The following is a 12,776-nucleotide window of genomic DNA, read 5'->3' as shown; positions in this document are numbered from 1 at the left end:
ATATACTGTTTATCAATACAGTGGTTTGGTGGTTTCATTGACAGGAATTTATTATGCTTTGCCAACTCAGCATCAACAATTTTGCTATCGTGCGTTTTTTAGAGCTCGACTTTAAAGCCGGTATGACAAGCATCACCGGCGAAACAGGTGCAGGCAAATCGATTGCTATCGATGCGCTTGGGTTATGCCTTGGTAATCGAAGTGATGCCAACACTGTCAGGCCTGGAGCCTCCAAAACCGAAGTGAGTGCAAGGTTTACCCTTCATGATGTACCTTTAGCCAAACGCTGGCTTGAAGATAGCGATCTTGATGCTGAAGATGAGTGCATATTACGTCGAACCATTAACAGTGATGGCCGCTCAAGAGCCTACATTAATGGTAATCCTGTGCCCGTGACGCAATTAAAAGCCATCGGTCACTTATTGATTGGTATTCACGGCCAGCATGCTCATCACGCAATGCTTAAAAGCGAGCATCAATTAAACCTACTCGACCACTATGCTAACCACAAAATACTGCTCGATAGCGTTAGCGCTAGCTATCAACGCTGCAAACAAGTGGAAAACGAGCTAAAGCATCTTGAACAAGCTCAGCACGAACGTATTTCGCGTCAACAGCTACTGCAATATCAAGTAGAAGAGCTTAATGAGTTCAACTTAGGCTTGGAAGAATTTGATGAAATAGAACAAGAACACAAACGCTTAGCCAATGGCACAGATTTAATTGAACGTTGCCAAGCAGGTTTGCATTTATTGACCGAAAGTGATGAAGGCAATATAGAATCTCTGCTTAATAAAGTGGCCAGTATTGCTGATACGCTTCAAGGCTATGATGAATCCCTTGCGCCTATCAGCACTATGATCAGCGATGCGTTAATTCAAGTACAAGAAAGCGCTAGCGAAATTGAAAGTTATTTAAGCAGTTTAGAGCTTGATCCAGAACATTTTGCCTATTTAGAAAAACGTCTTTCAACGGCAATGCAATTGGCGCGCAAACATCATGTGAGTGCTGATAAGCTGGCGCTACATCATCAAGCATTGATGAGTGAATTAGCCGAACTTGCTGACGACGAAACTAAATTAGATGGTATAAGACAACAACTTGAAGCTACCAGAAATGCCTACTTAACCAATGCACAAAAACTGAGTCAAAGTCGTAGCCGTTATGCCAAAGAATTGGACAAGCTAGTCACCCAGTCTATCCATGAGCTTAATATGCCTAAGGGTAAATTTACCATTCAGATTAATCATAATCCGGACAACATTTCAGTTAATGGCTGCGATAGCATTGAATTTATGGTGACCACAAACCCTGGGCAACCATTACAACCGATTTCTAAAGTGGCCTCTGGCGGTGAGTTATCGCGTATTGGATTAGGGATTCAAGTGATCACGGCTAAAAAAGTCGCCACTCCGACACTGATATTTGATGAAGTTGATGTGGGTATTTCTGGACCAACAGCATCGGTAGTCGGTCGTATGTTACGCAGCCTTGGCGAATCAACTCAAGTATTGTGTGTCACCCATTTGCCGCAAGTTGCAGGTAATGGTCATCAACATATGTTTGTGAATAAATTTAATAAAGGTGGCAACACCGAAACGACCATGCAGACGTTGGATAAAGATCAACGGGTGAATGAACTTGCGCGCTTATTAGGTGGTGATGTCATTACCGAAAATACCTTGGCGAATGCCCGTGAGTTGTTGCAATAATCGTTATGCACTTATAAAAAGCAAATCAATATGTTAACGTAAAGTTAAAATAGATTTACGGATAAATCATAATGATGAAAGTAATAAAGGGCTTGGGTATTTTTGTCGGGCTAATATGTAGCTTACTGGTATTTACCGTTGTCTGTTTAGTGGCCATTAATGCAACAGACAGAACAAAGTCACCTAACACTCTTTTAGTTGAAAACTGGCTAAAACAGCAACCTATCGACCCTAGCGAAAATGGCTATGAGTATGCAATTACTATCGTAGGCACAATAGGAGACGATAAAACAAATGATAAAAAACCATTAATCAGCTTCAGCGAGCAAGAAGTTGAGTTAACTGACAACTTTAAAACGGCTTGTTATCAAACGGATTTGATAATATGCAGTCAATTTATTAGCGATAATAGCGATAGTATTAGAAATGTCATTGGCGCTCATAAAGCTAATATACAACAATATAATACATTATTAGATATGCCTTATTGGCAAGAAGAACCACAGTCTTTAACCCCAAACAATCAAGCTCATTGGGGTCTGCTTTTTAAGTTAAGAGATGTTCGTCAGCTTGCTGCGATAATAAGTGTAGAGACATCTGACAACAAACTTGACCAACAAGCTACAGTGGCATTTTTAAACAAAGATGCACATTTTTGGAATATGGTTTATCACTCATCTCGCTCAACACTCAATCATATGATTGCCGTTAACATGATCAAATATCAGCTTAATTTAGCTAGCACCTTAGCTAAAACCACTGATGCAGCTGTTGCAACCAAAGTCACAGCTTGGCAAACATCTTTCGAATTAACTGATAGTGATTTTGAACGGATATTTTCTGGAGAATGGCTTTTTGCCCATAACGTTACAGAACAAATGTTAATTGAAGTGCAGTCTGATAGCGTGGCTTTTTATGAGAAATGGTTAGCCTATGCGTTGCTTAAGCCAACAGACAGTGACAATCTTATGGCTGAGTATATTGTCAGCTTAGTAAAGGAACCGGTTTCAACGACCTCGATGCACACGCTCAAAGAACCAAATTATTGTGCTAACGACAATTATTTTCAGCAATTATGGATGTTACGCTACAATCCGATTGGTAAACTATTTAATTGCACTGTTTATGGAACAGATTACAAACAACGTTTAACCAATATGAATACAGAGTTAGAGCAATTGCGGACGAATCTACTTACCGCAAAATCATCCTAGTAAGTAGCTGCAACTGATTTAGTATGAGTATTATCGACAAAAAAGAGCACAAATGTGCTCTTTTTATGTATTAGGTACGATTTATAAGTGCATTTATAATTCTTTGCTAATCGTTGATTATGATGAGCTACTTACAATCAGGTATTGATAATCAGTTATAGATAATAGACCGCAAGCTGCACACAGATTAACGAAAAGATTCCCGCCAATACATCATCAATCATTATCCCAAAACCGCCATGCACTTTGGCATCAAGCCAGCGAATAGGCCATGGTTTGACGATATCAAAAAAGCGAAATAGTATAAAACCAAGTGCTAACCACATAAAACCTAAAGGCGCTGCAATCATGGTGATCATCAACCCAACCACTTCATCCCACACAATAGCACCATGATCATGTACGCCCATATCTTTAGCTGCTTTGCCACAAATATAAAAGCCAGCGAGCATGCAAATACAGGTAATGGTCAGATAATTAGTTAAGCTTAACTGTTGCATGAGCAACACTATGGGCACCGCGGCTAAGGTACCAAAGGTACCCGGTGCTTTTGCCGCTTTACCGCTGCCAAAGCCTAATGCCAAAAAGTGAATTGGATGGGCTAAAGACAGCTTTTTTACGAATTTATCTTGGGATAATAATCTCATAGTACTTCAATTAAAAATGCACAAAGCCACGTGAAATCGGGTTAAATTCCAACCCATTTTCGACTAGTTTTAATTTATCACCTGCACAGATTTGACCAATTTTTACAAATTTGACACCAGCATGAATTAACGCGGTATCAATTGCGCCGCGTTGTGATTCTGGAACCGTAAACAATAACTCGTAGTCTTCACCACCCGTGAGTGCATAGCTTAATGCATCTTCATGACTGAGATTGGCTTTAATTGAGTTTGATAACGGAATTAGATTCACATCGATGATGGCGCCCACTTTCGATGCCGTTAATATATGTCCAATATCAGGCATTAAGCCATCAGATAAATCGATAGCACTGGTGGCAAGTGTACGCAGAGCTTGGCCAGCTAAAACACGAGGCGTTGGATAATAATGACGATTAATCAGATATTCTTTATCTTCAGTGTTAACCGTTTTAACGCCTCTGAGGATATCAAGACCTAAAGCTGAGTCACCTAAAGTGCCGGTGACATAGACCCAATCACCAATTTTTGCACCATCACGAGTTAATGCAGTACCTTTAGGAACTTGACCATTAATCGTAATACTGATACTGCGAGGTCCACGGGTAGTATCACCACCAATTAAGGCAATACCATAATATTCTGCAATCTCGAACAGGCCTTCACTAAAATGTGCTAACCAAGGCTGGTCAACATTGGGGAGCGTCAGTGCTAAGGTAAACCAGGCTGGTTCTGCTCCCATGGCGGCGAGGTCAGAAAGGTTAACCGCTAACGATTTATAACCTAAAGCATGAGCAGGAATACTTGCTAAAAAGTGGACATTTTCAACGAGGGTATCACAAGAAATCGCTATCGATTTATTGTCTGCAGGATTCACTAACGCACAGTCATCGCCGATGCTTAATTCTACATCGCGCCTTTTTAGGCCTTTATTGCAGAAGTAATGTTCAATGAGTTGGAATTCTTTCACATTCAGTCTGGTACGGTAAACCGTCCACCTCAATTTTGAAACAATTAATAACAAATGAAAACGGTATCCGAAGATACCGTTCTGGTGTTACTTATGCTTCACTAACTTATCAAGCAAGCCGTTGACAAATTTGTGACTATCTTCAGCACCAAACGCTTTCGCTAACTCGATACCTTCGTTAATCGCCACTTTAAACGGCACATCTTTACGGAAGGTCAACTCATAAGTTGCCAGACGCACAATGGCTTTTTCTACTGGTGACACTTCTTCAAAATTACGATCAAGATGCGGCTTTAACAGCTCATCAATTTGCGATGTTTTTGATGCTACACCAGTTAACAACTCACGAAAATAAGCGACATCAACACCGTCAGTGTTCTGTTCAGTTAAAAACTCATGTTCTACGTCAGCAACTTTGTTTTTACTTAACTGCCATGAATAAATGGCTTGAACGGCTAAACGGCGGGCCTTACGGCGCTCTGAAGGTTTCATACTTTTCCTACTATTACAGCTGTTGTTCTAGTTGTTGCAGTACATTAACCATTTCAAGCAAACTAAGGGCTGCTTCGCCACCTTTATTGCCTGCTTTAGTACCCGAGCGCTCAATAGCTTGCTCAATGGTATCTGTAGTTAATACACCGAATGAAACAGGAAGATCATACTCTAATGCAACTTGTGCAAGACCTTTGTTACATTCACCAGCAACAAATTCAAAATGAGGTGTACCGCCACGAATGACAGCACCTAATGCAATGATACCGTCAAACTTTCCACTTGCTGCAACACGTTTTGCTGCAAGCGGTAATTCAACTGCACCAGGTACGCGAACAACAGTAATGTTGTCGTCACTGACCTGGCCGAAACGCTTTAATGTGTCTATTGCACCATCAAGCAGACTTTCAACTAAAAAGCTATTGAATCGCGATATTACGATCGCCACTTTGGCATTTTTCGCTTCGATATTACCTTGAACTACGTTCATTCTATCTTACCTAAATTAGCTAAAGCACCCGGCTCGGGGCAAAAAGAGGCGTTATGATATCACAGCCAAAAGCCCTGAGCGCTATGCAATTAATGAATTTGTTAAATTTACCATAAGCCAAAATTATTCAGCTATATAATCAGTCACTTCTAAACCAAAACCAGACAGTGAATGATAACGTTTTGGCGAACTGAGTAAACGCATAGTGCTGACACCTAAACTCGACAGAATTTGTGAGCCTACGCCAACACGACGAGATGTTCCTTGCCACATTGCTGGCGCAGGAGATTGACCATTATCTTCAGCTTCAAAGGCTTTTACTTTGGCCAATAAATTACTTGTATGTTCATCATTACCCAATAGTACTAAAACGCCACCTTCGGAAGCAATCCGCTCCATGGCTTTTTCTAATGGCCAACTGCGCTTTTGATCACGTTCAGAATGCAGCAAATCATTAAAGGTGTTTTGCAAATGCACACGCACCAAACAATTCGGTTTTACTTCATCTTTAACCAAGGCGTAGTGTAATTGATTATCGATAGTGTCTCTAAACGTCACCATAGTAAATTCACCAAAACGAGTGGGTAATTTACACTGAGCTTCACGTACAACGGTAGTTTCGTTAGTGTTACGGTATTCGATTAAATCGGCAATAGTACCGATTTTAATCCCATGTTTTTCACTGAATATTTCTAAGTCTGGACAGCGCGCCATGGTGCCATCTTCGTTTAAAATCTCAACAATGACGCCTGAAGGTTCACAGCCAGCTAAGCGCGCTAAATCGCAACCCGCTTCAGTGTGGCCAGCGCGGGTTAATACTCCGCCCTCTTGTGCCATCAACGGAAAAATATGTCCAGGTTGCACTAAATCAGAGGCTTTGGCGTCTTTGGCAACGGCAGCTTGTACGGTCACGGCACGGTCATGAGCAGAAATACCTGTTGTGACTCCGGTCGCCGCTTCAATTGATACGGTAAAATTAGTCGAGAACTGGGCATTATTATTGGTAACCATTAAAGGCAAATTAAGCTGCTGACAACGCTCTTTGGTCATTGTTTGACAAATTAATCCACGGCCATAGGTTGCCATGAAATTGATTGCTGCTGGCGTCACTTTATCAGCGGCCATAATCAAATCACCTTCATTCTCTCTGTCTTCATCATCCATCAAGATAACCATCTTACCTTGACGAATATCTTCAATGATTTCTTCTATGCTATGTAGCGCCATTGTCAGACCTTTATTTAGTAAGTGTTTGATTTAAACCTTAGGCATTAAATCTATTGGTATTGCATATTATGTATAGGGTACAAATGGTATTTTACTGTCGCGATTAACGTAAAAAACCTGATTTAGCGAGTAACTCCATGGTCACGCCCGATGAAGGCTGCACATGGTTAGTTTCCGGTTGCATTAAACGTTCTAAATAACGCGCGATTAAATCGACTTCGATATTGACACTATCACCTACTTTTAAATCCACCAGCGTGGTTTCACCTGCAGTGTGAGGTACAATCGTTAATCTAAAACGAGCACCATCAACTTCATTAACAGTCAGGCTTACACCATCGATGGTGATCGAGCCTTTGTGAGCAATATAGCGACTTAATTGGGCCGGTACTGATAACCAAAACTCTAGTGATTTACCTCTGTAAGCGCATTGCTCAACTTTTGCAATGCCATCAACGTGTCCACTTACCATGTGTCCACCTAATCGAGTGGTTGCCGTAACCGCTTTCTCAAGATTAACCTTTTGACCGACCTGATAACGACTAAAGCAAGTTAAGTCAACGGTTTCAGCTGATATATCAGCCACGTAACCATCACCTAAACGCTCAACAACGGTCAAACACACGCCATTGGTTGCTATACTGTCACCTAGCTTTACGTCGGTTAAATCCAGCTTACCGCTGGCAACTGTTAAGCGGATATCGTTACCTTTGCGATCAATTTTACGTAATGTGCCAAGGGCTTCGATTATTCCTGTAAACATAATACTCACTTTTTGCAGTTAAACTTTGCTGTTGCTCAGGTTTTGGACTGAACAACACGCACATTAATAGGGTTGATTATATCTGAGGATATAACGCTTATCTTGTCCAACGTTGCGTTCATCAATTAATTGCAGTGCCGGCGTTTGCTCCATTGTACTGTAATTAGGTAACTGCAACATATTACGTCCGTGGCTACCTAATAGTTTAGGCGCCTGGTAAAGCACAATATCATCAACGAGCCCTTGGGCGACAAATGCTCCGGCTAAGGTAGCACCGGCTTCAACTAAAACAGAATTAGTATGCTGACCTAAATATGTTAGCAAAGCTAACAATGGGATTCTGCCTGACGAGTCACACGTTAACTGAAGAAATGATACGTGATCGGGAAATGCAGCTTTGGTGCTTTCGGGATAATTACAGCCAGAAACCAGTAAAATAGGACTTTGAATTGAAAATAATTGCTGTGTTGCTGTTAATCTTGCGCGACTGTCGAGCACAACCCTTAGAGGTTGGAAGATTTCATCTTTTGTATGGCGAGTGGTTAACTCACCTAACGCCTCATAGCGCACATTAAGGCTTGGGTCATCGACAAGAATGGTTTCAACACCAGTGATTAATGCACAATGACTAGCGCGGTATTTTTGCACATCAGCTCTTGCTGCACTGCCAGTAATCCACTTCGACACGCCATTAGACAGAGCCGTTTTACCATCTAAACTGGCTGCTATCTTTACCGTTATCCAAGGAAGTCCTGTTTTCATCCGCTTCATAAAACCCAGATTAAGGTCATAGGCTTGTTCGCTGAGCAATCCAACATCAACGTTAATACCAGCCTCACGTAACAGGGTTATACCGCGACCAGACACTTGTGGATTTGCATCGGTCACCGATACCACAACTCTGGCAACTTTGGCATTAATTAAGCCTAAAGCACAAGGTGGTGTGCGGCCATAATGACTGCAAGGTTCAAGAGTGACATACGCCGTGGCACCTTCAGCAGACAAGCCATTATCATGCACCATTTTCAGCGCATTAACTTCGGCATGTCCTTGGCCAGCACGTTGATGATAACCCTCACCAATAATCTTATTCTGATAAACAATGACACAACCAACACAAGGATTTGGCCGAGTGGTATAACGGCCTTTCTCGGCAAGCGCGATGGCACGGCTCATCATTTGGGTGTCAAAGGTAGACCAGTTAGACATGGGAGATAATCTCTTATTGCTTAAATGCCATTAAAACCATTAAAACAGATATTATTAAGCAGCATTACTTTTGCAATTTAGCAATGGCTTCACCAAATTGGGATACATCTTCAAATGCGCGATAAACCGATGCAAAGCGGATATATGCCACTTTATCAAGGCTCATCAACTGTTCCATCATCAGATTACCAATCATTTCAGAATTCACCTCACGCTCACCTGTCGCGCGCAGTGTTGATTTGATTTTAGTCAATGCTTGTTCAATTTCATCAATTGAGACCGGGCGTTTTTCGACCGCACGTAGCATGCCGCCACGCAATTTTTCTTCATCGAATGGTTGTCGAGTGCCGTCACGTTTGATGACTCTAGGCATGACTAATTCTGCGCCTTCAAACGTGGTGAAACGTTCATGACATTCGGTACATTCCCGGCGGCGACGTACTTGGTGACCATCAGCCACTAATCGAGAATCTATAACTTTGGTATCGGTCGCGCTACAAAAAGGGCAATGCATTGAACCTCCTGCAGAAAAAAACAAAATGGCCGCTAACAATTAGCGGCCATTAAAGTTTATCCTATTTGTTGAGCAAGGTTAACCTAAACCTTTTCAACAGGCATCAAGTGACGATTAACCGTATACAGGGAATCGGGCACATAATGCCAACACTTGACCTTTCACTCGTTCAGCCACTTCGGCGTTAGATGCATCATCAAGAATGTCACAAATCCAACCGGTCAATTCTTTCGCTTCTGCTTCTTTAAAACCACGACGAGTAATTGCTGGCGTTCCAATACGAACACCAGAGGTGACAAACGGTGAACGTGGATCATCAGGTACTGAGTTTTTGTTGACGGTAATGTTGGCATTGCCCAATGCAGCATCTGCTTCTTTACCGGTTAAATCACGACCAATTAAATCAACCAACATTAAATGGTTTTCTGTACCGCCAGAAACAATTTTGTAACCGCGAGCTAAAAATACTTCAACCATAGCTTTAGCGTTTTTAACCACTTGCTGTTGATATACTTTAAACTCTGGCTCTAATGCCTCTTTAAATGCAACCGCTTTACCTGCGATTACATGCATTAAAGGGCCACCTTGGCCACCAGGGAATACCGCTGAGTTCAACTTTTTATACAACACTTCATCATCGGCAGCAGAAATAATAATCCCGCCACGCGGACCCGCTAATGTTTTATGAGTTGTTGAGGTAACCACATGTGCATGTGGGACTGGCGTTGGATAAACATCTGCAGCCACTAAGCCTGCAACGTGAGCCATATCAACAAGCAAATAAGCACCAACTTTATCAGCAATCTCACGCATTTTAGCCCAATCGACTATGCCTGAAAATGCAGAGAACCCGCCGATCATCATCTTAGGCTTATGCTCAATGGCTAAACGTTCCATTTCGTCATAATCAATTTTGCCAGCTTCATCGATACCGTAAGGAATGATGTTATAAAGCTTGCCTGAAAAATTCACTGGTGAACCATGGGTCAAATGACCACCATGAGCAAGGTTCATCCCTAAAACAGTATCACCCGGTTGTAACAACGCCATAAACACTGCGCTGTTTGCTTGTGAGCCTGAATGAGGCTGTACGTTGGCATAAGTTGCACCAAATAATTCTTTTGCGCGTTCAATAGCCAATGTTTCAACAACATCAACGTATTCGCACCCACCATAATAACGCTTGCCTGGATAACCTTCAGCATACTTGTTAGTTAACTGAGAACCTTGCGCTTCCATCACACGTGGACTGGTATAGTTTTCAGATGCAATCAATTCAATGTGTTCTTCTTGACGACAAGTTTCATCTTCAATGGCTTTAAATAATTCTGGATCATAATCCGCAATATTCATCGCTTTCTTCAACATGGTAGCTCCAACATCATTATCTATATAGTAGGGTTGCGCGGTATTCTACTCTGCAACGATAATGATTTACAGTACAAACAACATGAAATTCACTGTGTTCTGAATACAAAACGATTCATGTTGATAACACCAAGCTAGCAGATTGTTTAGCGAATTGAGTCTAAAAAGCACGCTAGATAAAATCACACAATTGCCTGTTGAGTTCAGCACATAATACAGTAGAATTATCACCATCTTTGTTGACAATTAGACAGTATAATTATGGCTCAATTTGTATACAGCATGCTTCGTGTGGGTAAAATTGTCCCACCCAAAAAGCAAATATTAAAAGACATTTCGTTAAGCTTCTTTCCTGGCGCTAAGATTGGTGTGCTCGGGTTAAACGGTTCAGGTAAATCAACATTGCTGCGCATCATGGCGGGAATAGATACCGAAATTGAAGGTGAAGCACGCCCAATGCCTGGGTTAAAAATTGGCTACTTACCGCAGGAGCCGCGCTTAAACGAACAACAAACTGTGCGCGAAGCCGTCGAAGAAGCCCTAAGCGAAGCTAAAAATGCACTAATACGCTTAGACGAGGTCTATTCTGCTTATGCTGAGCCCGATGCAGACTTCGACGCACTTGCAAAAGAGCAAGGCGAATTAGAAGCCATCATCCAATCTCAAGATGCGCATAATCTTGATCATATTCTTGAACGTGCAGCTAACGCATTACGTCTGCCCGATTGGGATGAGAAAATTGCCGTACTCTCTGGTGGTGAACGTCGCCGAGTGGCCATTTGTCGCTTATTGCTTGAAAAACCAGAAATGCTATTACTCGACGAACCAACCAACCATTTGGATGCAGAATCAGTGGCGTGGTTAGAGCACTTTTTACAAGAATATAACGGCACTGTGGTGGCGATTACCCACGATCGTTACTTCTTAGATAATGCTGCTGGCTGGATTTTAGAACTCGACCGCGGTGAAGGTATTCCATGGGAAGGTAACTATTCATCTTGGCTTGAACAAAAGGATGCGCGCTTGTCCCAAGAATCGTCCACAGAAAGCGCCCGCCAAAAAACCATTGCTAAAGAATTAGAGTGGGTACGCCAAGGTGCTAAAGGTCGTCAATCAAAAGGTAAAGCCCGTATGGCTCGCTTTGAAGAATTGAACACCAACGATTACCAAAAGCGTAACGAGACCAATGAACTGTTTATTCCACCAGGGCCTCGTTTAGGCGACAAAGTCATTGAAGTGACTAATTTAACCAAGTCATATGGTGACCGCGTACTGATTGATGATTTGACATTCACGGTTCCTAAGGGCGCTATCGTCGGCATTATTGGTGCTAACGGTGCGGGTAAGTCAACCTTATTCAAAATGATCTCAGGCGAGGAACAACCAGACAGCGGCTCTATTTCTGTCGGTGATTCGGTTCAAATTGCGTCGGTTGATCAGTTCCGTGATTCCATGAATGACAAAAACACCGTGTGGCAAGAAATTTCAGGCGGCCAAGATATTATGCGCATCAACAACACTGAAATTTCTAGCCGTGCTTACGTAGGCCGCTTTAACTTCCGTGGTGGCGATCAGCAGAAAATAATTGGTTCATTATCGGGGGGTGAGCGCAACCGAGTTCACTTAGCTAAGTTATTACAAGCCGGTGGCAACGTATTATTACTCGACGAACCCACCAACGACTTGGACGTTGAAACTTTACGAGCGTTAGAGGAAGCGTTATTAGAGTTCCCTGGTTGTGCAATGGTTATTTCCCATGACCGTTGGTTCCTTGACCGTATTGCGACCCATATTTTGGATTACCGTGATGAAGGTAAAGTGAGCTTCTATGAAGGTAACTATACTGAGTACTCAACTTGGTTAAAAGCCACCTTAGGAACCGATGTAGTAGAACCGCATCGATTAAAATACAAGCGTTTAAATAAATAATTCGTCTGCAATAAAGTGTTGAATAATAAAGCAGAGCCTCAGCGCTCTGCTTTATTATATTAGCCATTATTTAAAAGATTATTACAAAACTAACGATCGAAATCTCGACAAGTGTCAAAAATTTGTCAATTTATTGTGAGCAATGCACCACAATCTGTTTGTAAAGCCAAAATAACTTCAGTATTATAAATTATTAACGGATTATTTTACTCTTTGCTGATTACACTCAGCGCAATACAGAGTG

Annotated in this window: 12 protein-coding genes; 3 read left to right on the top strand and 9 right to left on the bottom strand. The window is 41.9% G+C overall.

The annotated features are described in order from the left end of the window. The first annotated feature begins 53 nt into the window (after positions 1–53). Positions 54–1,712, top strand: a complete 1,659-nt coding sequence (gene recN, locus H5125_RS04195) for a DNA repair protein RecN (RefSeq protein WP_182743618.1) — start codon at positions 54–56, stop codon at positions 1,710–1,712. A gap of 71 nt (positions 1,713–1,783) precedes the next feature. After that, positions 1,784–2,926, top strand: coding sequence for a hypothetical protein (locus tag H5125_RS04190; RefSeq protein ID WP_182743617.1), 1,143 nt, complete (start codon positions 1,784–1,786; stop codon positions 2,924–2,926). A 155-nt stretch (positions 2,927–3,081) separates the two neighbouring features. Here H5125_RS04190 and H5125_RS04185 read toward each other — a convergent pair whose 3' ends face one another. From H5125_RS04185 to glyA, 9 genes are all read right to left on the bottom strand, one after another. Then, complete coding sequence (locus H5125_RS04185; protein WP_182743616.1) at positions 3,082–3,573, bottom strand: phosphatidylglycerophosphatase A; 492 nt, start codon at positions 3,571–3,573, stop codon at positions 3,082–3,084. Positions 3,574–3,583: 10 nt separating this feature from the next. Next, entirely contained in the window at positions 3,584–4,540 is a 957-nt protein-coding gene (gene thiL, locus H5125_RS04180; RefSeq protein WP_182743615.1) for a thiamine-phosphate kinase, read from the bottom strand. A gap of 87 nt (positions 4,541–4,627) precedes the next feature. Then, a complete protein-coding gene (nusB, locus tag H5125_RS04175; RefSeq protein WP_101085664.1) occupies positions 4,628–5,032 on the bottom strand; it encodes a transcription antitermination factor NusB in 405 nt (134 codons plus the stop codon). A gap of 13 nt (positions 5,033–5,045) precedes the next feature. Continuing rightward, complete coding sequence (ribE, locus tag H5125_RS04170) at positions 5,046–5,522, bottom strand: 6,7-dimethyl-8-ribityllumazine synthase (protein WP_011636512.1); 477 nt, start codon at positions 5,520–5,522, stop codon at positions 5,046–5,048. 123 nt (positions 5,523–5,645) lie between these two features. After that, a complete protein-coding gene (gene ribBA, locus H5125_RS04165; RefSeq protein WP_101085667.1) occupies positions 5,646–6,749 on the bottom strand; it encodes a bifunctional 3,4-dihydroxy-2-butanone-4-phosphate synthase/GTP cyclohydrolase II in 1,104 nt (367 codons plus the stop codon). Between the two features lie 103 nt (positions 6,750–6,852). Further along, positions 6,853–7,512 (bottom strand): riboflavin synthase, encoded by a 660-nt coding sequence (locus H5125_RS04160; RefSeq protein WP_182743614.1) that lies wholly within the window; start codon positions 7,510–7,512, stop codon positions 6,853–6,855. A 63-nt stretch (positions 7,513–7,575) separates the two neighbouring features. Beyond that, positions 7,576–8,721 (bottom strand): bifunctional diaminohydroxyphosphoribosylaminopyrimidine deaminase/5-amino-6-(5-phosphoribosylamino)uracil reductase RibD, encoded by a 1,146-nt coding sequence (gene ribD, locus H5125_RS04155; protein WP_101085671.1) that lies wholly within the window; start codon positions 8,719–8,721, stop codon positions 7,576–7,578. A 64-nt stretch (positions 8,722–8,785) separates the two neighbouring features. Then, a complete protein-coding gene (nrdR, locus tag H5125_RS04150) occupies positions 8,786–9,235 on the bottom strand; it encodes a transcriptional regulator NrdR (RefSeq protein WP_011636508.1) in 450 nt (149 codons plus the stop codon). 114 nt (positions 9,236–9,349) lie between these two features. Beyond that, entirely contained in the window at positions 9,350–10,603 is a 1,254-nt protein-coding gene (gene glyA / locus H5125_RS04145; RefSeq protein ID WP_101085673.1) for a serine hydroxymethyltransferase, read from the bottom strand. Between the two features lie 261 nt (positions 10,604–10,864). On the opposite strand from glyA, the gene ettA reads away from it, so the two are divergent. Then, positions 10,865–12,532 carry an energy-dependent translational throttle protein EttA gene (ettA, locus tag H5125_RS04140; RefSeq protein WP_011636506.1) on the top strand — a complete coding sequence of 556 codons (1,668 nt, stop codon included), beginning with the start codon at positions 10,865–10,867 and terminating at the stop codon, positions 12,530–12,532. The last annotated feature ends 244 nt before the right edge of the window (positions 12,533–12,776 follow it).

Origin of the sequence: Shewanella sp. SR44-4 (assembly GCF_014163715.1) — a bacterium.
In the GTDB taxonomy this organism is placed as follows: Bacteria; Pseudomonadota; Gammaproteobacteria; order Enterobacterales; family Shewanellaceae; genus Shewanella.
Note: the sequence above shows the minus strand (reverse complement) of the source record. Positions and strands in the feature narration are given on the sequence as shown.